Source organism: Falsirhodobacter halotolerans (assembly GCF_022899245.1).
GTDB lineage: Bacteria > Pseudomonadota > Alphaproteobacteria > Rhodobacterales > Rhodobacteraceae > Falsirhodobacter > Falsirhodobacter halotolerans.
In genome coordinates this window covers 1,912,961-1,938,293 of sequence record NZ_JALJAZ010000001.1, presented here as the reverse complement: position 1 = coordinate 1,938,293, position 25,333 = coordinate 1,912,961, and the positions used below count along the sequence as shown (strand labels likewise).

General features: G+C 65.8%; 27 protein-coding genes and 1 other RNA gene. 17 read left to right on the top strand and 11 right to left on the bottom strand.

Annotated elements, in window-relative coordinates; translation table 11 throughout:
• The first annotated feature begins 3 nt into the window (after nucleotides 1-3).
• From nuoN to MU449_RS10095, 4 genes are read left to right on the top strand one after another with little or no spacing between them, the layout of a single operon-like run.
• Nucleotides 4-1,440 carry an NADH-quinone oxidoreductase subunit NuoN gene (gene nuoN, locus MU449_RS10110; RefSeq protein WP_244737965.1) on the top strand — a complete coding sequence of 479 codons (1,437 nt, stop codon included), beginning with the start codon at nucleotides 4-6 and terminating at the stop codon, nucleotides 1,438-1,440.
• Nucleotides 1,430-2,164, top strand: a complete 735-nt coding sequence (locus tag MU449_RS10105; protein WP_244737964.1) for a biotin--[acetyl-CoA-carboxylase] ligase — start codon at nucleotides 1,430-1,432, stop codon at nucleotides 2,162-2,164. Before nuoN ends, MU449_RS10105 begins: the two co-directional genes overlap by 11 nt.
• A gap of 1 nt (nucleotide 2,165) precedes the next feature.
• Nucleotides 2,166-2,945: a type III pantothenate kinase gene (locus MU449_RS10100; RefSeq protein ID WP_244737963.1), complete on the top strand. Its 780-nt coding sequence runs from the start codon at nucleotides 2,166-2,168 to the stop codon at nucleotides 2,943-2,945.
• Nucleotides 2,942-4,615 (top strand): ribonuclease J, encoded by a 1,674-nt coding sequence (locus MU449_RS10095; RefSeq protein WP_244737962.1) that lies wholly within the window; start codon nucleotides 2,942-2,944, stop codon nucleotides 4,613-4,615. Before MU449_RS10100 ends, MU449_RS10095 begins: the two co-directional genes overlap by 4 nt.
• Nucleotides 4,616-4,649: 34 nt before the next feature.
• Here MU449_RS10095 and MU449_RS10090 read toward each other — a convergent pair whose 3' ends face one another.
• On the bottom strand, nucleotides 4,650-6,047 hold the full coding sequence (locus tag MU449_RS10090; RefSeq protein WP_244737961.1) for a DEAD/DEAH box helicase: 1,398 nt from the start codon (nucleotides 6,045-6,047) through the stop codon (nucleotides 4,650-4,652).
• A 136-nt stretch (nucleotides 6,048-6,183) separates the two neighbouring features.
• On the bottom strand, nucleotides 6,184-7,782 hold the full coding sequence (locus MU449_RS10085) for a peptide chain release factor 3 (RefSeq protein WP_244737960.1): 1,599 nt from the start codon (nucleotides 7,780-7,782) through the stop codon (nucleotides 6,184-6,186).
• Nucleotides 7,783-7,849: 67 nt separating this feature from the next.
• On the opposite strand from MU449_RS10085, the gene MU449_RS10080 reads away from it, so the two are divergent.
• The 5 genes from MU449_RS10080 (at nucleotide 7,850) to MU449_RS10060 (ending at nucleotide 11,186) form a co-directional block, all read left to right on the top strand.
• Nucleotides 7,850-8,626: an SDR family oxidoreductase gene (locus MU449_RS10080; protein ID WP_244737959.1), complete on the top strand. Its 777-nt coding sequence runs from the start codon at nucleotides 7,850-7,852 to the stop codon at nucleotides 8,624-8,626.
• 103 nt (nucleotides 8,627-8,729) lie between these two features.
• A complete protein-coding gene (locus MU449_RS10075) occupies nucleotides 8,730-8,951 on the top strand; it encodes a twin-arginine translocase TatA/TatE family subunit (protein ID WP_244737958.1) in 222 nt (73 codons plus the stop codon).
• Nucleotides 8,952-8,954: 3 nt separating this feature from the next.
• Nucleotides 8,955-9,455: a Sec-independent protein translocase protein TatB gene (gene tatB, locus MU449_RS10070; protein ID WP_244737953.1), complete on the top strand. Its 501-nt coding sequence runs from the start codon at nucleotides 8,955-8,957 to the stop codon at nucleotides 9,453-9,455.
• Between the two features lie 13 nt (nucleotides 9,456-9,468).
• Entirely contained in the window at nucleotides 9,469-10,353 is an 885-nt protein-coding gene (tatC, locus tag MU449_RS10065; RefSeq protein ID WP_244737947.1) for a twin-arginine translocase subunit TatC, read from the top strand.
• Nucleotides 10,350-11,186: an ATP-binding protein gene (locus MU449_RS10060; RefSeq protein WP_244737941.1), complete on the top strand. Its 837-nt coding sequence runs from the start codon at nucleotides 10,350-10,352 to the stop codon at nucleotides 11,184-11,186. The genes tatC and MU449_RS10060 overlap by 4 nt, the downstream gene beginning before the upstream one ends.
• Before the next feature lie 15 nt (nucleotides 11,187-11,201).
• Here MU449_RS10060 and MU449_RS10055 read toward each other — a convergent pair whose 3' ends face one another.
• Genes MU449_RS10055 through MU449_RS10040 form a run of 4 tightly spaced genes read right to left on the bottom strand, consistent with a single transcriptional unit; the run spans nucleotide 11,202 to nucleotide 14,111 of the window.
• Entirely contained in the window at nucleotides 11,202-12,245 is a 1,044-nt protein-coding gene (locus MU449_RS10055) for a peptidoglycan DD-metalloendopeptidase family protein (protein WP_244737940.1), read from the bottom strand.
• Nucleotides 12,246-12,280: 35 nt separating this feature from the next.
• Entirely contained in the window at nucleotides 12,281-12,934 is a 654-nt protein-coding gene (locus tag MU449_RS10050) for a protein-L-isoaspartate(D-aspartate) O-methyltransferase (protein WP_244737938.1), read from the bottom strand.
• Complete coding sequence (gene surE / locus MU449_RS10045) at nucleotides 12,931-13,713, bottom strand: 5'/3'-nucleotidase SurE (RefSeq protein WP_244737933.1); 783 nt, start codon at nucleotides 13,711-13,713, stop codon at nucleotides 12,931-12,933. Before surE ends, MU449_RS10050 begins: the two co-directional genes overlap by 4 nt.
• A gap of 53 nt (nucleotides 13,714-13,766) precedes the next feature.
• A complete protein-coding gene (locus tag MU449_RS10040; protein ID WP_244737932.1) occupies nucleotides 13,767-14,111 on the bottom strand; it encodes a response regulator in 345 nt (114 codons plus the stop codon).
• A gap of 295 nt (nucleotides 14,112-14,406) precedes the next feature.
• Here MU449_RS10040 and MU449_RS10035 point away from each other — a divergent pair, with 295 nt between their 5' ends.
• From MU449_RS10035 to MU449_RS10010, 6 genes are read left to right on the top strand one after another with little or no spacing between them, the layout of a single operon-like run.
• Nucleotides 14,407-14,925: a 2Fe-2S iron-sulfur cluster-binding protein gene (locus tag MU449_RS10035; RefSeq protein ID WP_244737930.1), complete on the top strand. Its 519-nt coding sequence runs from the start codon at nucleotides 14,407-14,409 to the stop codon at nucleotides 14,923-14,925.
• Entirely contained in the window at nucleotides 14,922-15,863 is a 942-nt protein-coding gene (locus tag MU449_RS10030; protein ID WP_244737925.1) for an FAD binding domain-containing protein, read from the top strand. Before MU449_RS10035 ends, MU449_RS10030 begins: the two co-directional genes overlap by 4 nt.
• Nucleotide 15,864: 1 nt before the next feature.
• Complete coding sequence (gene paoC, locus MU449_RS10025) at nucleotides 15,865-18,045, top strand: aldehyde oxidoreductase molybdenum-binding subunit PaoC (protein WP_244737923.1); 2,181 nt, start codon at nucleotides 15,865-15,867, stop codon at nucleotides 18,043-18,045.
• Entirely contained in the window at nucleotides 18,042-18,941 is a 900-nt protein-coding gene (locus MU449_RS10020; RefSeq protein WP_244737922.1) for an XdhC family protein, read from the top strand. Before paoC ends, MU449_RS10020 begins: the two co-directional genes overlap by 4 nt.
• A complete protein-coding gene (locus MU449_RS10015; protein WP_244737920.1) occupies nucleotides 18,938-19,507 on the top strand; it encodes a nucleotidyltransferase family protein in 570 nt (189 codons plus the stop codon). Before MU449_RS10020 ends, MU449_RS10015 begins: the two co-directional genes overlap by 4 nt.
• A 20-nt stretch (nucleotides 19,508-19,527) precedes the next feature.
• A complete protein-coding gene (locus MU449_RS10010; RefSeq protein ID WP_244737919.1) occupies nucleotides 19,528-20,511 on the top strand; it encodes a bile acid:sodium symporter family protein in 984 nt (327 codons plus the stop codon).
• On the opposite strand, the gene MU449_RS10005 is transcribed toward MU449_RS10010, so the two are convergent.
• The 3 genes from MU449_RS10005 to MU449_RS09995 all read right to left on the bottom strand — a co-directional run bounded on the left by MU449_RS10005 (nucleotide 20,506) and on the right by MU449_RS09995 (nucleotide 22,408).
• Nucleotides 20,506-21,198 carry a metal-dependent hydrolase gene (locus MU449_RS10005; RefSeq protein WP_244737918.1) on the bottom strand — a complete coding sequence of 231 codons (693 nt, stop codon included), beginning with the start codon at nucleotides 21,196-21,198 and terminating at the stop codon, nucleotides 20,506-20,508. The genes MU449_RS10010 and MU449_RS10005 overlap by 6 nt on opposite strands.
• Nucleotides 21,199-21,259: 61 nt before the next feature.
• On the bottom strand, nucleotides 21,260-22,045 hold the full coding sequence (locus MU449_RS10000; protein ID WP_425310327.1) for an inositol monophosphatase family protein: 786 nt from the start codon (nucleotides 22,043-22,045) through the stop codon (nucleotides 21,260-21,262).
• Between the two features lie 6 nt (nucleotides 22,046-22,051).
• Nucleotides 22,052-22,408: a helix-turn-helix domain-containing protein gene (locus MU449_RS09995; protein WP_244737916.1), complete on the bottom strand. Its 357-nt coding sequence runs from the start codon at nucleotides 22,406-22,408 to the stop codon at nucleotides 22,052-22,054.
• A 497-nt stretch (nucleotides 22,409-22,905) separates the two neighbouring features.
• Between MU449_RS09995 and MU449_RS09990 the strand changes: the two genes are divergently transcribed.
• Entirely contained in the window at nucleotides 22,906-23,682 is a 777-nt protein-coding gene (locus MU449_RS09990; RefSeq protein ID WP_244737915.1) for a Bax inhibitor-1/YccA family protein, read from the top strand.
• A 143-nt stretch (nucleotides 23,683-23,825) separates the two neighbouring features.
• On the opposite strand, the gene rpmG is transcribed toward MU449_RS09990, so the two are convergent.
• Nucleotides 23,826-23,993, bottom strand: a complete 168-nt coding sequence (rpmG, locus tag MU449_RS09985; protein ID WP_018301779.1) for a 50S ribosomal protein L33 — start codon at nucleotides 23,991-23,993, stop codon at nucleotides 23,826-23,828.
• A 171-nt stretch (nucleotides 23,994-24,164) separates the two neighbouring features.
• Between rpmG and MU449_RS09980 the strand changes: the two genes are divergently transcribed.
• Nucleotides 24,165-24,926, top strand: a complete 762-nt coding sequence (locus MU449_RS09980; protein ID WP_244737913.1) for a MauE/DoxX family redox-associated membrane protein — start codon at nucleotides 24,165-24,167, stop codon at nucleotides 24,924-24,926.
• Here MU449_RS09980 and rnpB read toward each other — a convergent pair.
• An RNA gene (gene rnpB / locus MU449_RS09975) (RNase P RNA component class A) lies at nucleotides 24,927-25,332 on the bottom strand.
• Between the last annotated feature and the right edge of the window lies 1 nt (nucleotide 25,333).

Genomic DNA, 25,333 nt, shown 5'->3' with positions numbered 1-25,333 from the left:
AAGATGACCCAAGCCGATTTCACCACCATCCTGCCCGAATTCCTGCTGACGGTCTTCGCGCTCGGCTCCATCCTCTTCGGGGTCTATGCGGGCAAGGACCGGACGGCCCCCCTTCTGATGTGGGTGACGGCGGCGGTCTATGTCGCGCTGGCCGTGATGATCGGGGTGGCGGGCGGGCCGGACCGGACGGCCTTCTTCGGCATGTTCGTGGAAGACGGGTTCGCCCGCTTCGCCAAGGTGGCGATCCTTCTGTCCGCCGCCGTGGTCCTGCTGATGAGCCAGGATTACCTGGCGCGCCGGTCGCTCTTGAAGTTCGAGTATCCCATCCTGATCACCCTTTCGATCGTGGGGATGATGGTCACCGTATCCGCAGGCGATCTGATCGCGCTTTACATGGGGATCGAACTGCAGTCGCTGGCGCTTTACGTCATCGCCAGCTTCCGCCGCGATTCCGCCCGCTCGTCCGAGGCGGGGATGAAGTATTTCGTGCTGGGGGCCCTGTCCTCGGGGATGTTCCTGTATGGCGCGTCGCTGACCTATGGGTTTGCCGGCACCACCCAGTTCGCGGGCATCCTGTCCACGCTGGATCAGGGAATGCCGACGGGGCTGCTGTTCGGGATGGTGTTCATGCTGGCCGGGGTCGCCTTCAAGGTGTCGGCCGCGCCGTTCCACATGTGGACGCCCGATGTCTATGAAGGTGCGCCGACGCCGGTGACGGCCTTCTTTGCCACCGCGCCCAAGATCGCCGGCCTCGCCTTTATGGCGCGCCTGATGCACGACGCGTTCGGGGCGCTGCCGGGCGATTGGGGACAGATCCTGGCGGTCTTGGCAGTGCTGTCGATCTTCGTGGGATCCATCGCGGGCATCGGCCAGACGGACATCAAGCGGCTGCTGGCCTATTCCTCCATCGCGCATGTGGGCTTTGCCCTGATGGGGCTGGCGGCGGGGACCGAGCAGGGGGTGCAGGCGATGCTCGTCTATGTCTCCATCTATGTCGCGATGAGCATCGGTGTCTTCGCCTTCATCCTGACGATGGAGCGGGACGGAGTCGCCACCAGCCGGATCGACAGCCTCAGCAACTATTCCAAGAAGGAACCGCTGAAGGCGCTGGCGCTTCTGGCGTTGTTCTTCTCCATGGCGGGCGTGCCGCCCTTCATCGGCTTTTTCGGCAAATTCTATGTGCTGCGGGCGGCGGTGGATGCGGGGCTGTGGTGGCTGGCCATTCTGGGTGTCCTTGGATCGGTGATCGGGGCCTATTACTACCTGCGGGTGGTGTTCCTGATGTATTTCGGGAAAGAGGACAGCCCGCTGGACGGCGGAATGGGCCGCACCCAATGGGTCGTGCTGATGGTGTCGGGCGTGATCATGCTGGCGGGGGTGGTGAACCTGTTCGGCGTGGACGGTGCGGCGGCCCTTGCGGCGGGTTCTCTTGTCCGCTGATTGGCCGGAGGGGGTCGCGCGTCATGTCCTTGACCGCGTGGACAGCACGAATGCCGAGGGCTTCCGTCTGACCGCCCACCCGGCCTGGGTTCTGGCGGTCGAACAGACGGCGGGGCGGGGGCGGCGCGGACGCATCTGGTCCAGCCCGCGCGGCAATTTCTATGGCAGCCATGTGTCCCGGCCAACCGGCCCTGCGGATCGCGCGGCCCTGCGGTCCTTTGTGGCGGCGCTGTCCTTGCGCGATGCGCTGGTCGCGGTCACCGGGCTGGAGACGGCATTCACGTTGAAATGGCCGAACGACGTTCTGCTGAACGGGGGCAAGCTGTCGGGCATCCTGCTGGAGGGGCAGGGCGGTCTGCTGGCCGTCGGCATGGGGGTGAACCTCATCGCATCCCCCCCGGCGGAGGCGGTGGAGGCGACGACCGTCCGCCCGACCAACCTTCTGGCCGAGACCGGCTTTCGCCTGACGCCGGAGCAGCTTCTGGCCCGCCTCGCCCCCGCCTTCGCCGCGCGCGAGGCGCAGCTGGCCCAGGGGTTCGACGGCATCCGGCACGATTTTCTGGCCCATGCCGCGCGGGTGGGCGAACGGATTACCGCCCGCACCATGACGGCCAGCCATACCGGCATCTATCGCACAGTGGACGACCACGGCGCGCTTGTGCTTGATACCGAGGCGGGGCGGATCACCATTCCCGCCGCCGACATCTTCTTTGCGGATCCCTGACATGCTTCTGGCCATCGACTGCGGAAACACCAACACGGTCTTCTCCATCTGGAACGGCGCGAAATTCGTCGGCACCTGGCGCATCTCGACCGATCACACGCGGACGGCGGACGAATACTACGTCTGGCTGACCAGCCTGCTGCACCTGGGCGGGGCGGATGTGACGGTGACGGATGCAATCATCTCCTCCACCGCGCCGCGGGTGGTGTTCAACCTGCGTGTCCTGTGCAACCGATATTTCAACTGCCGCCCGCTGGTGGTGGGCAAGCCCGATTGCGCGCTGCCGGTGATGCCGCGCGTGGATCAGGGCACGACCGTGGGGCCGGACCGGCTGGTGAACACGGTGGCGGGGTATCATCGGCATGGCGGCGATCTGGTCATCGTGGATTTCGGGACGGCGACCACCTTCGACGTGGTGGATCACGACGGCGCCTATATCGGCGGGGCCATCGCACCGGGCGTGAACCTGAGCCTTGAGGCGCTGCACATGGCGGCGGCGGCGCTGCCGCATGTGGACATTTCCCGCCCGCAGGCGGCGATCGGGACGAATACGGTGGCCTGCATGCAATCGGGCGTGTATTGGGGCTATATCGGGCTGGTCGAGGGCGTTGTCCGTCGCATCCGGCAGGAACGGGATCGGCCGATGAAAGTCATCGGCACGGGGGGCCTCGCCCCTTTGTTCGATCAGGGTTTCGACCTATTTGACAGCGTGGACGACGATCTGACCATGCAGGGTCTGGTTCTGATCCATAGGCATAACTTAGAATTGGACACGGCATGACGAATGAACGGCTGATCTACCTCCCCATTGGCGGCGCGGGGGAGATTGGCATGAACTGCTATGTATACGGCCACGGCGCGCCGGGGCGGGAACGTTTGATCGTCATCGACCTGGGCGTGACCTTCCCCGACATGGATTCCACCCCCGGCATCGACCTGATCCTGCCCGACATTTCGTGGCTGGAGGCGCGGGCCGACCGGATCGAGGCGATCTTCATCACCCATGCGCATGAGGATCACATCGGCGCCTTGGCCCATCTTTGGCCCAAGCTGAACGCCCCGATCTATGCCCGCAAGTTCACGGCGGCCATCGGGCGGCACAAGATGCAGGATGTCGGCCTTCCCAAGGACGCGATCACCGTAGTGGAGGCGCGTCCGGCGGTGGTCAACGCCGGTCCGTTCGACGTGCAGTTCGTGCCAATCAGCCATTCGGTGCCCGAAAGCTCGGCCCTGGTGATCGACAGCCCTGCGGGGCGGGTGGTGCATACGGGCGACTTCAAGCTCGACCCCGCCCCCGTGGTGGGCGAGGCATGGGATCCCGCGGCGTTCGAGGCGATCGCGTCGGAGCGTCCGGTCAAGGCGCTCATGTGCGATTCCACCAATGTGTTCACCCCGCATCCGGGACGTTCGGAAAGCACGCTGGGCGGGCCGTTGCGCGAGCTGATCGGCAATGCCAAGGGCATGGTCGTCGCCACGACCTTCGCATCGAACGTTGCGCGCCTGAAAACGCTGGCCGATGCGGCGCAGGCGTCGGGCCGGTCGATCTGCCTTCTGGGCCGCGCGATGCGGCGCATGGTGGCGACGGCGCAGGAAACCGGCATCCTGACCGATTTCCCGGCCACCATCAGCCCCGAACAGGTGCTGGACATGCCGCGCGACAACGTGCTGCTGATCGTGACGGGCAGCCAGGGCGAACGCCGCGCGGCGACGGCGCAGCTGGCGCGCGGCAAGTATCTGGGCATCGACCTGAAGGAAGGGGACATGTTCCTCTTCTCCTCGCGCACCATTCCGGGGAATGAGCGGTCGGTGGGCCGGATCATGAACCAACTGTCGGAAATGGGCGTCACGCTGCAGGACGATGGCGGCGGTCTTTACCATGTGTCGGGCCATGCGAACCGGCCCGATCTGGTGGCCGTCCATTCCATCGTGAAACCGCAGATGATGATCCCGATGCATGGCGAGCATCGCCACCTGCGCGAACATGCGCGTCTGGCGACCGAGGCGGGCATCCGCAGCACCATCGTGACCAACGGCATGGTCATGGACATCACCGGCAACACGCCGGTGCCGGTGGAGCGGATCGAGCCGAAGCGCGTCTATCTGGACGGCGGAATGCTGATCGGCGCGTTCGACGGCGTGGTGCGCGACCGGATCCGCATGGCGCTGAACGGCCATATCATGGTCACCCTGCTGGTCGATGAGAATGACGAGCTGATGGGCGAGGCGTGGGTGGAGACGATGGGCCTGTCCAATGTCGGCCGCACCGGCCCGTTCAGCGAGGGGTTGGAGCGGGATCTGACCGATTGGCTGGACAAGGCGGGTGCCAAGATGATGCGCGACGACGACCGTCTGGAGGAGGGCATCCGCCGCCAGGTCCGCAACATCGGTCAGAACGAAATCGGCAAGAAGCCCGAGGTGACGGTGGTCATCTCCCGCCTCTCGGACGAATGAGGGGATAAGAAAAGGGGCCGCGAGGCCCCTTTTCTTACGCGTCCTCGTCGGTGATGGTTCGTTCCGGCACCGCGAAACTGCGCAGCATGAAATCGGGCACGTGATCCCCAAGGCCCAGGACGGGGCCGGACGTGTCGGGCGCGCGTTCCGCTGCCGGACGTTCGGCCTTGGGGGCCTCGGCCCGGGGGGCGCGATCCTCACGGTCGCTGCTGCGACGACGGCGGCTGCGGGTGGTGCGCTCCTCGCGCGGCTCCTCGGTGGGAGCGGCGGGCGCCGGTGCCACGGGGGCGGAGACCGCCGCGCGGGGGATCGGCTGGCCCACAAGCGCCTCGATCGCCGTCACGTATTTCTCGTCCGTCGGGGTGGCCAAGGTGAAGGCCTTGCCCTTGCGGCCGGCGCGCCCCGTGCGGCCGATGCGGTGAACGTAATCCTCGGGGTGGGTCGGAACGTCGAAGTTGAAGACATGGCTGACCGAAGGCACGTCCAGCCCGCGCGCCGCCACGTCCGACGCGACGAGGATGTGCACCGTCCCCTCCCGGAAGCCGTCCAGCGTCGCCATGCGCTGACGCTGCTCCAGATCGCCATGGATCGGGGCCGCGTTGAAGCCGTGCGACTTCAGGGACTTCGCCACCACGTCCACTTCGATCTTGCGGTTGCAGAAGACGATGGCGTTGGTGCAGGCCTCGCCCTCCGACCGGATCAGGTCACGCAGGGCGTCACGCTTTTCGGCGCTGCTGCGGTCCTTGCGGCTGGGGGTGACGTTGACCAGCGCCTGTTCGATGGTGTTCGAGGTGGAGTTCTGGCGCGCCACCTCGATCTTCACCGCGTTCTGCAGGAAGGTGTTGGTGATCCGCTCGATCTCCGGTGCCATGGTGGCGGAATAGAAGAAGGTCTGGCGGGTGAAGGGCGTCAGGCTGAAAATGCGTTCGATATCGGGGATGAACCCCATGTCGAGCATACGGTCGGCCTCATCCACCACCATGATCTGCACGCCCTGAAGCAGCAGCTTGCCGCGTTCGAAATGATCGAGCAGGCGGCCCGGCGTCGCGATCAGCACGTCCACGCCGCGGTCGATAAGCTTGTCCTGTTCGCCAAAGGCCACGCCGCCGATCAGCAGCGCCTTGGTCAGCTTGGTGTGCTTGGCATAGGTTTCGAAATTCTCGGCCACCTGGGCGGCCAGTTCGCGGGTGGGGGCGAGGACCAGGCTGCGGGGCATCCGCGCGCGGGCGCGGCCTTTGCCCAGCAGGGTGATCATCGGCAGCGTGAAGCTGGCCGTCTTGCCCGTGCCGGTCTGGGCGATGCCAAGGACGTCCTTGCCCTCCAGCGCGTGGGGGATGGCCTGCGCCTGAATGGGCGTGGGGGAATCGTAGCCCGCTTCCTGAACGGCCTTGAGCACGCGGGGGTCCAGCGCGAGATCGGTAAACTTTGTCATCTGCGTCCTGTAGCTGCGGTATCGGACCGCAAAAGGGTCAGGGACGCGTGAATTCCGGGCGCCCCGGCGTCATCGGCAAAAACCTGCCGTGGGGTTATCCTATTTCCCCACAGCGGTCAAGTTTTCGTGGATGGCGTCAGACCATCATGTCCTTCGTGGCCGTCAGCTTGACATCGGGGTGGTCGCGGACGACGCGGTCGATGTCCCATTGCAGGCGGGTCAGAAAGACGATGTCACCGTCGCTGTCGGTGGCCATGTGCCCTTTGTTGACGTTCGCCAGCGCGTCCACCGCCGCTTTGGGCCCCTGCACCCAGCGGGCGGAGGTGAAGCCCGAGGGTTCGAACCGCACGGGAAGCGAGTATTCCTGTTCGATCCGGCTGGCCAGAACCTCGAACTGCAACGCGCCCACGACGCCCACGATGAAGCCCGATCCGATGGCCGGTTTGAAAACCTTGGCGGCCCCTTCCTCGGCAAACTGCATCAGCGCCTTTTCCAGATGCTTTGCCTTCATCGGATCACCCGCGCGCACGCCCTGCAGCAGTTCGGGCGCGAAGCTGGGGATGCCGGTGAAGTGCAGCGCCTCGCCTTCCGTCAGCGCGTCGCCGATGCGAAGCTGTCCGTGGTTCGGGATGCCGATGATGTCGCCGGCCCAGGCCTCTTCGGCCAGTTCGCGGTCGGCGGCAAGGAACAGGACCGGGTTCGACACGGCCATCTGCTTTTTCGAGCGGACATGCAGCAGCTTCATCCCGCGTTCGAAATGGCCCGAGGCGAGGCGGACGAAGGCCACGCGGTCGCGGTGCTTGGGGTCCATGTTGGCCTGCACCTTAAACACGAAGCCCGCGACCTTTGTCTCGGCGCTGTCGATCTGGCGTTCCTTGGCGGTCTGGGGCTGCGGCTCGGGGCCGTATTCGCCCATGCCGTCCATCAATTCCTTCACGCCGAACGAGTTGATGGCCGACCCGAACCAGATTGGCGTCATGTGGCCTTCCAGAAACGCCTGACGGTCGAAGGCGGGCAGCAGTTCGCGCGCCATCTCGATCTCCTCGCGGAACTTGGCAAGCAGGTCGGCGGGGATGTGGTCGGCCAGCTTCGGATCGTCCAGACCGCTGATCTTGATGGATGCGGCCACCTTGTTGCGATCGGCGCGGTCCATGATCTCCAGCCGATCGTGCAGAAGGTCGTAGGCGCCGACGAACTCACGTCCCATGCCGATGGGCCACGAGGCGGGGGCCACGTCGATGGCGAGGTTTTCCTGAATCTCGTCGATGATCTCGAACACGTCCCGGGATTCGCGGTCCATCTTGTTGCAGAAGGTCAGGATGGGCAGGTCGCGCAGGCGGCAGACCTCGAACAGCTTGCGCGTCTGGGATTCGACCCCCTTCGCGCCGTCGATCACCATGATCGCCGCATCGACCGCCGTCAGCGTGCGGTAGGTGTCTTCGGAGAAGTCGCTGTGGCCGGGCGTGTCCACCAGATTGAAGCGGTAGGGGCCGAATTCGAACGACATGGCCGAGGCGGAGACCGAGATGCCGCGATCCTGCTCCATTTTCATGAAGTCGGATCGCGTGCGCCGCGCCTCGCCCTTGGCGCGGACCTGTCCCGCCATCTGGATCGCGCCGCCGAACAGCAGGAACTTCTCGGTCAGCGTGGTTTTCCCCGCGTCGGGATGCGAGATGATCGCAAACGTCCGGCGGCGGGCGATTTCGGGCGGAAGGGTGGGGCGATTGTCCAACATGGCCTGCCTTTACCTGATGGGAATGCCCCCGTCCATCTGCTAGCGTGCCCGAAAACGGAGGTGAGACATGGATCTGGGTATTCGCGGCAAACGGGCGTTGGTCTGCGCATCGTCCAAGGGGTTGGGGCGCGGCTGCGCCGAGGCGCTGGCCGACGCGGGCGTCGATCTGGTGATGAACGCGCGCGGGGCCGAGGCGCTGGAGGCCGCCGCCGCCGACATTCGCGCGCGGTTCGGCGTGCGGGTCACGACGGTTGCCTGCGACGTGACGACCCCCGAGGGGCAGAGCCGGGTTCTGGCGGCGGGGCCGTTCGATATCCTCGTGACCAACGCGGGCGGACCTCCCCCCGGAATGTGGTCCGATTGGGACCGGGACGATTTCATCCGCGCGCTGGACGCCAACATGCTGGCCCCGATCGCGCTGATGAAGGGCGCGCTTCCGGGCATGATCGAACGGGGCTGGGGGCGTGTGGTCAACATCACCTCCGGGTCGGTGAAAGCGCCCATCCCGCAACTGGGCCTGTCCAATTCCGCGCGGGCGGGGCTGACGGGCTATGTCGCCGGAACCTCGCGGCAGGTCGCGCCGCATGGGGTGGTCATCAACAATCTGCTGCCGGGCATCCACGCGACGGACCGTTCCGCCTCGCTCGATGCCGGGGTGATGGCCGCCGACGGCATCACCCAGGATGAGGCGCGCGCCCGGCGTGAGGCGACGATCCCCGCCCGCACCTATGGCCGGCCGCAGGATTTCGGCGCGATGTGCGCGTTCCTGTGTTCCGACCATGCCCGGTTCATCGTGGGCCAGAACATCCTGATCGACGGGGGGGCCGCGAATCTCAGCCTTTGAAATGTGAGGATGGGGCGCGCGAAAGGGGCTGTTATCGCGGCCCCGATGCCCTTAGATATGGGCTGTATCAATTCACGTCGTTTCGACATTGGGGAGTGGCGACATGCTGAACAATATCGGCCTTCCGGGCATCCTGCTGATTGCCGTGATCGTTCTTGTGCTGTTCGGGCGGGGCAAGGTGTCCTCGCTGATGGGCGAGGTGGGCAAGGGCATCACCTCGTTCAAGAAGGGCATCAAGGAGGGCGACAACGAGATCGAGACGCAGCGCGCCACCGACGCGCGCGACGTGACGCCCGAAGAGCGTGAGCGCAGCAAGAACCTCTGACGCATGTTCGACATCGGATGGAGTGAGCTTGTCCTGATCGGGGCCATCGCGTTGATCGTGGTCGGTCCCAAGGATCTGCCCGACATGTTCCGGCAGATCGGGCGTTTCACATCGAAGGCGAAATCCATGGCGCGTGAGTTTTCGCACGCGATGGAGGATGCGGCCAAGGAATCGGGCGTCCATGACGTGGCGGGCGATCTGCGCAAGATCGCGTCGCCCAAATCCATGGGGCTTGACACGATGCGCAACGCGGCGACCAAGTTCGAAAGCTGGGATCCGCTGAAATCGTCGCGCGATGCCTCGGTCAAGAAGGCGGTGGAGGCGGAGGAGATCCGTCACAGCGCCGCCTCGGTGACCGCCGCACCCGTCATGCCGCCGCCGAAAGAGGTGCCGGTGCCGCCCCCCGCCGTGCGGGCGCGGCCCAAGGCCGTGCGGCGTCGCGCCATGTTCACCGAAAGCCCCCGCCGTCGCGCCGTGCCGCGCCGTCCGACCCCCAAGAAATGAACGGCCCAACGGCATGACCCAAAGCGCAGACGACATCGACGACAGCAGCGCCCCGCTGATCGAGCACCTGAAGGAGTTGCGCTCGCGCGTGATCTGGGCGTTGGCTGCCTATATCGCCGCCGTCTGCCTGGTGTTTCCCTTCGCCAACCAGGTCTTCAACTTCCTGTCCTTTCCGGTGTGCAACGCGCTGGCCAAACGCGGGCAGGAATGCGGTCTGATCATGATCCGGCTGCAGGAAGGGTTCTTCGTTTCCGTCAACATCGCCTTTTTCGGCGGTCTGGTGGTGGCCTTTCCGATCATCGCGTTCCAGCTTTGGCGCTTCGTCGCGCCCGGGCTTTACCGGTCCGAAAAGTCGGCTTTCCTGCCGTTCCTGATCGCCTCGCCCGTCATGTTCTTTCTGGGGGCGGCGTTCAGCTATTACGTGGTTCTGCCGATCGCGTTCGACTTCTTCCTGACGTTCCAGCAGGCGCAGAACGCCCCGCCAAGCCCGCAAGTGGGCGAGGTGGTGGACCGCGCCGCCCATGCGGGGATCGTGTTCCAGGGTTCGGCGCAGGAATATCTGGGCCTGACGATGAAGTTCATCATGGCGTTCGGCCTGTGCTTCCAGCTGCCGGTTCTGCTGACGCTGATGGGCAAGGCCGGGATCATCTCCTCCGCCGGGCTGGTGTCGGTGCGGAAATACGCGATCGTCGCGATCCTGGCCCTGTCGGCCGTGGCCACGCCCCCCGACATGATGAGCCAGGTGATCCTGTTCGGGGCCGTCTATCCCTTGTATGAGGTGTCGATCTTCCTGATCCGCCGCATCGAAAAGCGGCGGGAGGCGGAGTTGCGGGCCGAGGGCCTGTGGTTCGAGGATGAGGAGATCGGCACCGATGTGACGGATTCGGCCAAGCGATGACCGAGATGGAGCGGATCGCGGCGGCGCTGGAGCGTCTGGCCCCACCCCCGCCCGAACCCGCCGATCTGGGCGCGGCGGAGGCGTTCGTCTGGCACACGGCCCCCGACCGATTGGAGCCGGTGGCCCGCGTGGCCCGCGTCGATCTTTCGCTGCTGGTGGGGATCGACCGCGCGCGCGACACGCTTTTGGCCAACACCCGCCATTTCGCCCAAGGTCTGCCGGCCAACAATGCGTTGCTTTGGGGCGCGCGGGGGATGGGGAAAAGCTCGCTCGTGAAGGCGATCCATGGCGCGATCCGGGCGGAGGGGCTGCCCCTGACGCTGGTCGAACTCGCGCGTGAGGATCTGCCCAGCGTGCAGCGCCTGCTGACCGCTTTGCGCGCGGCCCCCGACCGGCGGTTCATCCTGTTCTGCGACGACCTGTCCTTCAGCCATGACGACCAGCATTACAAATCGCTGAAGGCGGTGCTGGATGGCGGGATCGAGGGGCGGCCGGACAACGTGATCCTCTATGCCACGTCGAACCGCCGCCACCTGATGCCGCGCGACATGATCGAGAACGAACGGTCCAGCGCAATCAACCCGTCCGAGGCGGTGGAGGAGAAGGTGTCACTCTCCGACCGTTTCGGGCTGTGGCTGGGCTTCCACCCCTGTTCGCAGGACGATTATCTGGCGATGATTCGCGGCTATTGCGCCGAACACGGTCTGCGGGTGGACGAGGCCACCCTGCGGGCGGAGGCGATCGAGTGGCAGGCCACGCGCGGCGCACGGTCGGGCCGGGTCGCGTGGCAGTTCTTCACCGACCTTGCCGCACGGCACGGGGTCGCGCTGTAGCGACCCCGCGCAGGTTCACTGCAGATAGGGGGCGGGATCGACGCTCTCGAACCCCTTGCGCACCTCGAAATGCAGGAAGGCGGGGCTGGCCTGCCGCACCGTGGCGATGGACTGCCCACGCGATACCGATGCGCCGCGTTCCACCTTCACATTGTCGATGCCCGCATAGACGGTCAAAAGATCGCCCGGGTGGCGGATGACCAGGATCGGCACTTGGTCGGTGTCGCGGGTGATGGCGGCCACGGTGCCGTCGGCGGCGGCCACCACGTTCGACCCGGCGGCGGCGCCGATGTCGATCCCTTCGTTCCGGCCCTTGGCATAGGGGCGGATGATGCTGCCGCTGGCGGGCATGGCGAACTGGGTCGAATTGGCGGCGGGCGCAGGCGCGGGGGCCGGGGGCGTCGCGGCCGGGACCGGGGCCGGTGCGGCCGACGCGGTCTGGGTGGGCGGTGTGTTGGAGGCCACGGGGATCATCAGCATCTGGCCTTCGCGCAGCGACAGGCTGTCATCCAGCCCGTTCCATTCCGCCAGCGCTTTGGGCGAGACGTTGTAGGTGCGCGCGATGGAATAGGCCGTTTCGCCCCGTGCCACGCGGTGCTGCGCCGGTTGCGCGCCCGATGTGGCCGTGGGGGCGGGGGCCGATCCCGGCGTGGGGGCCAGGGTCGTCGTCTCGATCCCCGAGGTCTGGATGCCGGTCGCCACCGGCCCCCCCACCATGGGGGACGCCATTTCGGCCGTGGCCCCCGGCGGCAGGGCGATCACCTCGCCCCCGCGCAGTGGGGCGTTGGGGGCGATGGCATTGTATTGCGCGATCTGATCGGCGCTTGCGCCGATGCGGGCCGCGATGGCGCCGACGGTTTCCCCCGGTGCCGCGATCACGACCTGATAGTTGGGATAGCTGATGACCCCGCGCGCGTCGGGCTGCGGGCGGGCCTGCGTGGCCCCCTGAGCCGCGCCGCCGGTGTTCAGGCCGGGGCGCAGGTCCCAGTCCTGCGGGGCGGCGCAGGCGGCCATCAGGGCAAGACCCGAGAGGGCCAGAAGGGGGCGGGATCTTTTCATGGGCAACCTCTTACGCATGGCGGCGTGCCGCCGTTTTAGTCTGCCGCAAGGCCTTCGACCAGCGGCACGAACCGGACCGAGCGGAGTTCCTCATATTCGAACCCCGCCTCGGTCCGCACCACCTTGACCAAGGTCTGCACGGCGTCGGTCTGCCCCACGGGCACGACCATGATACCGTCCACCTTCAGCTGGGCCAGAAGGGGGCCGGGCGGATCTTCGGCGGCGGCGGTGACAAGGATGCGGTCGAACGGCGCCTGATCGGGCAGGCCGTGGCTTCCGTCGCCGGTAAAGGCGGTGATGTTGGACAGGCCGAGGGTGCGGAACGTCTCCTCCGCCTCGCGCACAAGGCGGCGGTGACGGTCGATGGTATAGACGCGCCGCGCCAGCCCCGCCAGAACGGCGGCCTGATAGCCCGAGCCGGTCCCCACCTCCAGCACGCGGTCGCGCGGGGCGATGGCCAGCGCCTGCGTCATCAACCCGACGATGGACGGCTGGCTGATCGTCTGCCCGCAAGCGATGGGCAGGGGCGTATCCTCATAGGCGCGTTCGGCGAAGAGGCCGCGGACGAAGGCACCGCGATCCACCCGCTCCATCGCGGTCAGGACGCGGCCATCGGTCACCCCCTTCGACCGGAGGGCGTAGAGAAAGCGCATCTTGCGTTCGGCGATGTCCTCCGCGCGGTCGGTCATGCCAGCGCGGCCTCCAGATCCTTCAGGCGGTCATGGGCGGTCAAATCGCAGCGCAAAGGCGTCACGGTGACGTATCCCTCCAGATTCAGGGTCACGTCGCTGCCCGGTTCGGCCGGTCCTTGCGCACCGCCCTTGATCCAGAAGAACGGCTTGCCCGAGGGGGACAGATGCGGTTCGGTCGTGAAATGGCTGCCGGTGCGGAAGCCCTGCGGCGCGACGCGCAACCCTTTGACATCGGCGGCGGCCACGGGCGGGAAGTTCACGTTGTAGAAGATGCGATAGGCGGCCTCGTCCCAGATGCCGCGATCCAGCAGGCGCCGGATCACATCGGCCCCGTGGATGCGGGCGGCCTCGAAGGGATCGTCCAGCGCGCGCGTGGCGGGGCCCATGTATTGCGACAGGGCGATGGAGGGCACGCCCTGCAGCGCCCCTTCCATCGCGCCGCCCACGGTGCCGGAATAGACCACGTTTTCGCCCGCGTTGTTGCCGCGATTGACGCCCGACAGGATCAGATCCGGCTTGTCGCCGCCGAACACCTCATGGATGGCGGCCAGAACGCAATCGGCGGGGCTGCCTTCGGCGGCATAGCGGCGGTCGTCCAGGCGGGAAATCAGGGTGGGGTGGGTATAGCTGATGCAATGGCCGACCCCCGATTGTTCGAAGGCGGGGGCCACGGTCCACACCTCACCCTCGGGTCCGGCGAGGGTGTGGGCGATTTCGGTCAACGCATTCAGGCCGGGGGCGGCGATGCCGTCGTCGTTCGTGATCAGGATGCGCATGGGAACCTTCCGTTTCCCCCTGATTAGACGAGCGAACCCCCGCCGACAACCGTTCAGACGTGATGAAGGTCCGCGCCGCCCAGAACACGTTCCAGATCGGCCAAGGCGAAGGGTTTGCCCAGCATCGGCGCGTCGCAATGCCGCGGGGTCAGGCAGGCGCGGCTGTTTGCGCTGGCAAAGATGAAGGGGATTCCGCGATCCGCCAGGGCATCCGCGATGGGAAAAGAGACCTCGCCTGCCAGATTGACGTCCAGAACGGCGAAATCCACCGCCTCGGCCTGCAAGAGCGAGAGGCCCTGGCTCACCCCGCGGGCGGGACCGATGACGGAATATCCAAGATCGCTCAGGTAATCTTCCATAAGCATGGCGATCAGAGGCTCATCCTCGACGACAAGCACGCGCGCGGCGCTTATCTCTATCGGTGCGTGTATCATTGTGTTCGCTCCACTCGTGACATCGGGACGCGATGCGCCCGTCTGCCGTGCCCCTTCGTTTTTCGCCGCCGGATCATCGTTTATCTTGGCCGCCCAGCGGTTCGATGGGGTATGAACAGGGGCCGGGGGCATCCGGTTCCCTGGGATTCACGCGATTGACGGGAACCGTGTTCGCCCGGTCACGTTCACCTTGTGAAAAGGGCGATTTCGCCCCGAATTCATCGCCCCAATCGCCAGCCCGAATTTCAGGAGGCCAGCCATGACCACCGCAGCCCCAACCGCCGTTCGCATGACCGTGAACGGAAAGGATGTGAACCTTACCCTCGACCCGCGCGTAACGCTGCTGGACGCCCTGCGCGAGCATCTGCGCCTGACCGGAACCAAGAAAGGTTGCGATCACGGGCAGTGCGGGGCCTGCACCGTCATCGTGAACGGGCGGCGCATGAACTCCTGCCTTTCCCTGGCCGTGATGCATGAAGGGGATGAGGTCACGACGATCGAGGGACTTGGAACGCCCGAGGATATGCACCCGCTGCAGGCGGCCTTTGTGGAGCATGACGGGTATCAGTGCGGTTATTGCACGCCCGGTCAGATCTGTTCGGCCAAGGCGATGCTGGAAGAGATCCGCGCCGGGGTTCCCAGCCACGTATCCGCCAATCTGGACCGGGTGGAGATGACGGATGACGAGATCAAGGAGCGGATGAGCGGGAACATCTGCCGCTGCGGCGCCTATGCCAACATCCTCGCGGCGTTGCGTTCGGTGGAGGCTGGGGCATGAGGGCGTTTTCCTACGACCGCGCAGGTTCGGTGGCAGAGGCCGCGACGATGATCCTGGACCGGCCCGAGGCGAAGGTGATCGCCGGGGGCACCAACCTTTTGGACCTAATGAAGATCGGGGTGGAAACCCCCGCCCATCTGATCGACGTGAATGGGCTGGATCTGGACGGGATCGAGACGACCCCCGATGGCGGTCTGAAGATCGGCGCCCTGGTGCGCAACACCGATCTGGCGGCGGACGCGCGGGTGCGTAAGGATTGGCCAGTGTTGTCGCGCGCCATCGTGGCCGGGGCCTCGGGGCAGTTGCGGAACCGTGCGACCACCGCCGGGAACCTGATGCAGCGCACACGGTGTCCGTATTTCTATGATACGGGCATGGCCTGCAACAAGCGCACCCCCGGATCGGGATGCGCGGCGCAGACGGGGGCCAGCCGGCAATTGGGCGTGATCGGTGTCAGCGAGGCGTGCATCGCCACCTATCCCGGCGATATGGCCGTGGCCTTGCGCGCGCTGGGCGCGGTGGTGACCGTGGCGGACGCCACCGGGGCCACGCGGGACATCCCCTTGGGGGAGTTCCACCGCCTGCCGGGGGACACGCCGCATATTGAGACGGCGTTGAAACAGGGTGAGATCATCACCCATGTGACGCTGCCGCCGCCCGTGGGCGGGGTGCAGACCTATCGCAAGGTGCGGGATCGCGCGTCCTATGCCTTCGCGCTTGTGTCGGTAGCGGCCATCGTGCAGCCCGACGGCACGGCGCAGATGGCGTTCGGCGGAATGGCCCCGCGCCCGTGGCGGGTGGAGGCGGCGGAAAACCTGCTGCCCGATGTGGACGCCTTTCTGGCCGAGACCTTCAAGGGCGCGACCCCCACGGAAGACAACAAGTTCAAACTCGCGTTGGCGGGCCGGATCGCGTCCGACCTGCTGAAAGGGGCGTAAGATGAAATTCGACAAACCCGCAGGCGGCACCCCCGCCGACCGTATGACCGTTCTGGGCAAGCCGCATCCGCGGATCGAAGGGCCGCTGAAGGTCACCGGACGCGCCCCCTATGCCTATGAGCGGCATGACGTGGCCCCGGATCAGCTGATCGGGTATCCCCTTGGGGCGACCATCGCCAAGGGGCGCATCCGGTCGATGGACACGACCGCGGCCCGCGCGATGCCGGGTGTGGTCGATATCCTGACCACGCTCGACATGGACGCCCTGCCCACCGACAGCAACAACGTCACGTCGCTGTTCGGGGGGGACGAGGTGCGGCATTACCATCAGGCCATCGCCGTGGTCGTGGCCGAAGGGTTCGAACAGGCCCGCGCCGCCGCCCAGGCCATCGTCGTCGATTACGCGCCCGAAAAGGGGCGGTTCGACATGGAGGCGGCCGACACCGAGGTCGCGCTGGAAAAGACCGTCGGCGATTTCGACGCGGCCTTCGCCAAGGCGGCGGTGACGGTCGATCAGACCTATACCACGCCCGGACAGTCCCATGCCATGATGGAACCCCATGCCAGCATCGCGGCGTGGGAGGGGGATGCCGTGACGGTCTGGACCTCCAACCAGATGATTGCCTGGGGCAAGAAGGGTCTGGCGAACACGCTGGAGATGCCCAAGGACAAGGTGCGGATCGACAGCCCCTATATCGGCGGCGGGTTCGGCGGAAAGCTGTTCCTGCGGGCCGATGCGGTTCTGGCCGCCCTTGCGGCCCGCAAGGTGGGGCGCGCGGTGAAGGTGGCGCTGCCCCGTCCGATGATGATGAACAACACCACCCACCGGTCGGCCACGATCCAGCGCCTGCGCATCGGGATGAACGCGGATGGGCGCATCACGGCAATCGCGCATGACAACACCTCCGGCACCTTGCCGGACGGCGATGGCGAGGATGCGACGAACCAGACCCGCTATTTCTATGCCGGGGACAACCGTCTGGTGGTGAACCGGTTGGCGACGCTGGACCTGCCGGAAGCGAATGCGATGCGCGCGCCGGGCGAGGCGTCGGGTCTGATGGCGCTGGAAATCGCGATAGACGAGGCGGCAGAGGCCGCAGGCGTCGATCCCGTGCAGTTCCGCATCCTGAACGACACGCAGACCGTGCCGGAAGACCCGGACCGCACCTTTTCCAACCGGCATTTCATCGAGTGTCTGGAACGGGGGGCGGAGGCATTCGGCTGGGACGCGTCCCGACCCGCACCGGCCACACGCCGTGACGGGAACTGGCTGATCGGGCAGGGCGTGGCGGGGGCGTATCGCGGCTCGCCCGTCATGCCCTCCGGGGCGCGGGTTCGGTTGCAGCCGGACGGGCGTCTGATCGTGGAAACCGACATGACCGACATCGGCACCGGCAGCTATACCATTCTTGGCCAGACGGCGGCCGAGATGATGGGGGTGGAGCTGGGCGCGGTCGAGGTGCGTCTGGGGGATTCCTCCTTCCCGGTGTCGGCCGGGTCGGGCGGACAATTCGGCGCGGTCAGTGCGACCGGCGGCGTCTATGCCGCCTGCATCGCCCTGCGCGAGGCGGTGGCGCGGCGCATCGGATCGCAACCCGACGCCTTGGATTTCCGCGACGGGCTGGTAACCGACGGGAACGTCTCCCGCACCTTGGCCGAAGTGGCCGCCGAGGGGGAGATCGTGGCCGAGGACAAGATGGAGTTCGGTGATTTCCGCTCGAAGGAATACGAGCTTGCCACCTTCGCCGCCCATTTCGTGGAGGTGGGGGTGGATGCCGTCACGGGCGAGGTGCGGGTGCGCCGGATGCTGGCCGTTGCCGATGCGGGCCGCATCCTGAACCCCGTCACCGCCCACAGCCAGATGATCGGAGCGATGACCATGGGCCTTGGCGCCGCGCTGAGCGAGAAGATGGAGGTGGATGTCACCCAAGGCTTCTTCGCCAATCACGATCTGGCGGGATACGAGGTGCCGGTCCATGCCGATATCCCGGTGCAGGAGGTGATCTTCCTGAACGCCGACGATCCGAACTCGTCGCCGTTGAAGGCCAAGGGGATTGGCGAGTTGGGCCTGTGCGGCGTCGCGGCGGCGATTGCCAACGCGGTGCATGATGCGACAGGCGTCCGCGTGCGCGATTACCCGGTGACGGTGGACCGCTTGATCGACCATCTGCCGGCCGCATGATGGACGGTGGCCACCCCGCCCCGATCATCGCCCTGCCCGAGGGCGATATGCCCTTGGCCGCGCTGTGCGAGGACGGGGCGCGGCTGGCGATGATCGTGGGGGTGGAGGGGCCGTCCTATCGGCCCGTCGGGGCGGCCATGGCGATCGGGGCGGACGGGAGGCGGACGGGATCGCTTTCCTCCGGCTGCATCGATCAGGACGTCGCCTTGCGGGCCGAAGCGGCGGATCGGCCCGAGGTTCTGCGCTATGGTCGCGGGTCGGCCTTCGTCGATCTGGCGCTGCCCTGCGGTGGGGGCTTGGACGTGTTGATCGTGCCCGCGCCGGATCGGGCCGTGTTGTCGGGCATCGCCGCCGCCCTGCGCGCACGGCAGGCGGCGGTTCTGTCCGTGGGGCGGGATGGGCATCTGGCGACGGCCCCGCAGGCGGACGGCCTGACCCTGCGCATCTTGCCCGAAATTCGTCATCTGGTCTTCGGCAAGGGGCCGGAGGCCGCGACCTTCGCCTCGTTGGCCCGCACCTCCGGTTATCTGGTCGAGGTGTTTTCGCCCGATGTCACCGACATGCCATCCGACCTCGCGACGACGCCGCTGCTGTCGCCCGGCTGGCCCGATGGGGTGGCGATCGATGACCGGACCGCCGTCACGTTGTTTTTTCACGACCACGATTGGGAACCGGCGATCCTGACGACGGCACTGGCCTCGCCCGCCTTTTACGTGGGGGCGCAGGGCAGCTTTCAGGCGCGGGCGCGGCGGCGCGCGGCGCTGATCGCCGCCGGGGTGCCGGAGGGGCAGATCGACCGCATGGCCGATCCGTTCGGCACCATCCCCTCGGCCCGTGACGCGCGCACCTTGGCGGTGGGCGTTCTGGCGGATGTTCTGACCGCCGCGCGCCGATGATCCTTGGCGCCGTTCTTCTGGCGGCCGGCGCGTCGCGGCGGTTCGGGGCAGAGGACAAGCTTCTGACCCCTGTGCGCGGTGTGCCGATGGTCTGCCATGCCGCCCGGCTGGTGGCGCGCTTTCCCAAACGTCTGGCGGTTGTGTCCAGCGACGCCGTGCGGCCCGTGATCGAGGCGGAGGGGGTGAGCACGCACCGCATTCCCGCCGGGGGGCAGGGCGACAGCCTTGCCGCCGCCGTGTCGCGTCTTGGCGCAGTGGACCGTCTGGCGGTCTTTCTGGGCGACATGCCGGATCTGACCGCCGGGGATGTCGACCGGCTGCTGGCAACCGATCCGTCCCGACCGGCCTGTGCGGTTCTTGACGGGGTGATGATGCCCCCGGTTATCTTCCCGCGCGCATGGCTTTCGGACCTGACGGCGTTGACCGGCGACCGGGGGGCGGGCGCGTTGCTGCGCGCAGCCTCACCCACGCTTGTGTCCCTTCCACCATCCCGTCTGCACGACGTGGACCGGCCCGAGGATCTGAAGGCTATACAATCGGACGGGGCTTTCGTATCCCCATCCTGACGGGACAGAAGGGGCATGGAATGGGCATTCTCAAACGCTTCGGCATCGACGGATACATGATGCTGCTGATCGGCATGGTGGTGCTGGGGGCGGTCGTGCCCGCGCAAGGCATGGCCGCGGTCGTGCTGGGGTATGTGACCATGGGCGCCATTGCCCTTCTGTTCTTTCTTTACGGCGTGCGGATGAACGCGGCCGAGGTCATGGCCGGCCTGACCAACTGGCGGCTTCAAAGCCTCAGCTTCGGCATCACATTCGTGATGTTCCCGATTTTCGGCATCGGGGTCGCCTGGGCGGCGCGCCCCCTGATCGGGGACGAACTGGCGCTGGGCCTTCTGTTCCTGTCGGTTCTGCCGTCCACCATCAATTCGTCCATCGCACTGACCGGCATGGCGGGGGGCAACGTGTCGGGGGCCATCTGCTCGGCCACGCTGTCGAATTTGCTGGGGGTGTTCCTGACACCCGCATTGGCGGCGGTGCTGCTGCATTCGGGCGGGGGCGGGGCGTCGGGCGATGCGGTGCTGAAGATTGCATTGCAGATCCTGCTGCCCTTCGTGCTGGGCCAGTGCCTGCGTCGCTGGCTTTCGGATTTCGTGCGCCGTCGCAAGATGCTGACCACGGTGGTGGACCGGGGGGCGATCCTGCTGATCGTCTATGCCGCGTTCAGCGCGGGCACGACGGCGGGCCTGTGGCGCCTGATCCCGCCGGTCACGCTGGGCACGCTGATCGCGGTCGTTCTGGTGTTCCTTGCGCTGGGCATGGTGGCCGTGCGCCTGATCGGGCGGATATCGGGCATGAACCGGCCCGACCGCACGGCGCTGTTCTTCTGCGGATCGACGAAAAGTCTTGCCAGCGGATTGCCCATCGCGGCGGCGTTGTTCGCGCCGGACATGATCGGCCTGATGATCCTGCCGGTGATGATCTTTCACATGTCCCAGCTTCTGGTCTGTGCGGTCATTGCCCAGCGGGCGGCGGCCCCGGAGGCCGCCGCGCAGGTCGCATCATAGGGTCAGGGTTTCCAGCACTTCGGGCGTCAGGACCTTGACGCCGGGCAGGGCGTCGATCAGCGGCTGGGCCGACTGCTCCAGCGCGGGGAAAGTTTTGTAGTGGCAGGGGATCACGGTCTTGAAGTCGAAATACCGTTTCGCGGCATAGGCGGCCCGCGCCATGTCCATCGTATAGAACCCGCCGCAGGCCAGGATGCCGATGTCGGGTTTGTGGTAATCGCCCATCCAGTCCATGTCGGCCATGATGTCCGTATCGCCCGACAGATAGATGGTGTGCCCCTCACCGGCGATCATATAGCCGGATTCGGTCCCGGCATAGATCGGGCCGGTGCGCCCGTCGACAGAGGAGGAGTGGACCGCGTTCACCATTGTGACCTTGGCGCCGTTCAGGTCCACCGTGCCGCCCTTGTTGAACCCGGTGCCCTTGATCCCTTCCTCTCCCGACCACCAGCCGATCAGATCGGCGATGCCGACCAGCGGGATGTGATGCTGCTTGCTGAGGGCAAGGGCATCCGCCGTGTGGTCGCCATGCCCGTGCGTGATCAGGATATGGGTCGCGCCGGCGATCACCTCGTCCACGCGGCCTTCGGGAAAGGCGGGGTTGCCGCTGAACCACGGGTCGATCAGGAGGACGGCGTCTTCGATCTCCAGCCGGAACCCGGCATGTCCAAGCCATGTAAGCTTCATGGGAGCCTCTTTTTGCCATGATATCGACCATACCTAACGGCGGGCGGACAAAAAGGAAGGGTCAGGCGTTCAACAGTGCCATGGCGGCGGCGTGAACCTGCGGATTGGCGGCGGCCAGAATGCGGCCCCCCTGCGCGGCGGGCCCGCCGGTCCAGTCGGTCACGACACCGCCGGCCGCGAGAATGACCGCCATGGGCCCCTGAATGTCATAGGGGTGCAGCCCCGCCTCGATCACCAGATCGATATGACCGGCCGCCAGAAGGGCATAGGCGTAACAGTCCATGCCATAGCGCACGAGGCGCACCTGCGCGGCCACGCGGCGGAAGGCGGTCTCATCCTCGGCGGTGCCCACTTCGGGAAAGGTCGTCATCAGCAGCGCCTGCTCCAACGGGCGGGCGGGGCGGGTGGCGAGGGCGCGTTCGCCCAAGGGGCCGGTCATCCGCGCGATGCCGAAGCCGCCCTCGAACCGCTCTCCGATATAGGGCTGGTCGATCAGGCCGAATTCGGGACCCTCCGGCCCCCCGGCGGCGATCAGGATGCCCCAGCTGGGCGTGCCGCACAAAAACGCGCGGGTGCCGTCGATCGGATCGAGCACCCAGGTGATGCCGCTGGTGCCGGTGGTCAGGCCCATTTCCTCGCCCAGGATCGCATCCTGCGGACGGCGTTCGGCCAGCACGGCGCGCATGGCGGCCTCCGCCTCGCGGTCGGCCACGGTCACCGGGTCGAACAGAAGGTCCGACTTGGTGTCCGCCTCAAGTCCCTTGCTGCGGAAATGCGGCAGGATGGCCGCGCGGGCGGCATCGGCCATGGCATGGGCCGTGGCGACGATATGATCCTGCTCGGTCACTATTCCTCAGGCGACCGAGCTGAGGGCGCGGGCCAGATCGAACAGGCGGCGGCGCTGCGTTTCCGGGATGGCGTTGTAGACGCGCACCAGATACATCGCTTCCTTGTTGGCGGCCATGTCCATTCCGGCGCCCGAGTCCTGACCCGCCTCGATCCCGTCGAAGAAGAACGGCATGGGCACGCCCAGAACCAGCGAGATGTCCCAAAGCCGCGACGCGCTGACGCGGTTGGCGCCCGTTTCGTATTTCTGGATCTGCTGGAACTTGATGCCGACGGCGTCGGCCAGCTGCTGCTGTGTCATTCCGATCATCCACCGGCGATGGCGGATGCGTTTGCCCACATGGGTGTCGACAGGATGAGGCATTCGTTACTCCGTAGCACTTCTTGCGACATGGGAGTCCCACATCGCGAATTCCTTGAACAAGGTGGCCCGGCACATCCAGGCGGCCTCAAACACTCAACATTCCAGCTGACGAAGCCGCAATGACGCCCCGGATCGAACGGAACACCAACACCTTCGACGCGGGTCATCGCAGATAATAGGGCACTTGGCAACAATGACGAAGACCTGAGCGACCATTGCGCGAAAAGATGATCATCTACACGGATCAGATATTAATACAGCCCTTATTTTCACACATACTCGGTGCGAAAAAAGCAACCCGAGGTTGCGCTGGGGCCGTTTTATTTCAATCCGAACGGTTCGAAATCAAACCGGGGGCCTGCGACGATACGACACTGACGTATCACGCGTTCCCAGTTGAAATGAGTGGCGCGGCTGCCGATATCTGACATAATTCGGACGCACCCCCCGGTCTCGGCGGAAGTTGGCGGTTCGAGAGGGAAGTTACGGAGGTTTCTATGGCTCAATACCAGACGGCTGGCGTTCGCGCCGGTACGCGCGCGGGACAGATCGATGCGGGTCTGCGCGCCCACATGAACAAGGTCTATGGCGTCATGTCGATCGGCATGTTGCTGACCGGTGCCGCCGCCTGGGCGATCTCGGGCTTGGCCACCACCACCGATCCGTCGCTGGCGGCGGCGCAGCTTGGCAATGGTCAGTATCTGACCTCGCTCGGGGCGGCGATCTATGCCTCGCCGCTGAAGTGGGTGATCATGTTCGCGCCCTTGATCGCGGTGTTCGCGTTCAGCGCGATGATCAACCGCATGTCGGCCGCCACCGCGCAGGTCGTGTTCTACGGTTATGCCGTGCTGATGGGGCTGTCGCTGTCGTCGATCTTCCTCGTGTTCACGGGCGCATCCATCGCGCAGACGTTCCTGATCACGGCCATCGCCTTCGCGGGCCTGTCGCTTTACGGCTATACCACCAAGCGCAACCTGACCGGCCTTGGCACCTTCCTGATGATGGGTGTGATCGGTCTGGTCGTGGCGATGATCGTCAACATCTTCCTGCAATCGCCGGCGCTGATGTTCGCGATCTCGGCCATCGGCGTGCTGATCTTTGCCGGCCTGACCGCCTATGACACGCAGAACATCAAGAACACCTACATCCAGCACGCGCAGATGGGCGACAGCGAGTGGTTGGGCAAAGCGGCCATCATGGGCGCGCTGCAACTCTACCTCGACTTCATCAACCTGTTCATGTTCCTGCTGCAGTTCATGGGCAATCGCGAGTAACGCGCGCCGCACGTCATGCCAAAGCCCCGGAGGAAACTCCGGGGCTTTCTTCATGGGACGGGGAGGCATGGGATGGAGAAGGCGGGCATGAAAAAAGCCCCGCGGCAGGGCCGGGGGCTTCGATCGGGTCGAAAGGGGCGATCTTACTTGATCTTGCCCTCCTTGTATTCCACGTGTTCCCGCTTGACGGGGTCGTATTTGCGGACCGTCATCTTCTCGGTCATGGTGCGGGCATTCTTCTTGGTCACATAGAAGTGCCCGGTGCCCGCCGTCGAGTTCAGACGGATCTTGATCGTCGTCGGCTTCGCCATAATCGTCTCCACTGCGTCGGGAGCGTCATGTCCCGGTAAAATCCTAGAAGCCCGCCTTTTACCCGCGCGGGGGGCAGAGTCAACCGTGTTTCTGCCGGACATCCCCGGAAAAACTCTTGTTGCCGGGGGGTGTCCCCTTACATTGACAGCAACAGGAAAGGACGGTGCGGCATGACGACAATTCCAGAGATCGAAGCGCGGGCGACCCGCAAGGCGGTTCTTTATCGGATGGTGATGCCCGGGCATGTCTGTCCCTTTGGCTTGAAGTCGAAATCGCTGCTGGAACGCAACGGATACGAGGTCGAGGATCATTTCCTGCGCACGCGGGAGGAGGTGGACGCCTTCAAGGCCAGGCATGGTGTGGAGACGACGCCGCAGACCTTCATCGACGGCGAGCGGATCGGCGGGCACAGCGAGCTGCGCGCGTGGTTCGGCAAGCCGCTGCCCGCCAAGGACGCGCTGACCTATCGTCCCGTGATCGTGCTGTTCGCTCTGGCCGCGCTGATGGCGCTGGCGGCACGGTGGGTCGTGGGGGATGCGGGGTTCGCCACGTGGCTGCAATGGACCATCGCCTTTGCCATGTGTCTTCTGGGTTTTCAGAAATTGCAGGATGTCGAAAGCTTCTCGTCAAGCTTCCTGAACTACGACCTCTTGGCAAAGCGCTGGGTGCCCTATGCCTACATCTATCCCTTTGCGGAAACAGGGGCCGGGCTTTTGATGATCACCGGCGTGCTGAGCTGGGTGTCGATCCCGGTGGCCCTGTTCATCGGCATCGTGGGGGCCGTGTCGGTGTTCCAGGCCGTCTATGTCGAGAAGCGCGAGTTGAAATGCGCCTGTGTCGGCGGCAACAGCAACGTGCCCCTGGGCTTCGTGTCGCTGTTGGAAAACCTGATGATGGTCTTCATGGCCCTGTGGATGCTGTCGATGGTCTGAGCGCGCGGATGGCCTGTAAGCCGGATTTTGTTCCGGGGCCCGAATTCACGGTTTCCCCTTTGATGACCATTCATCTGGTCCCGCCGTTGCCGACGGGATCGTGCTGCCAACCCGGACCTCTGGGCTGAAGATCCCTGCACCGTGGTCTCCGCTTGCGCGCGGACCTTACGGGGCGCGAGGTCCCTATTCGGCATTGCTCCGGGCGGGGCTTGCCGTGCCGTTCCGGTTGCCCGGACCGCGGTGGGCTCTTACCCCACCGTTTCACCCTGACCGCGACCTGCGCGGCAGACTCTTCTCTGTGGCGCTTTCCCTCGGGTTGCCCCGGCCGGGTGTTACCCGGCGCCCTGTCTTCATGGAGTCCGGACTTTCCTCGAAGGTTGCCCCCCGCGATCATCCAGCCATCCGCG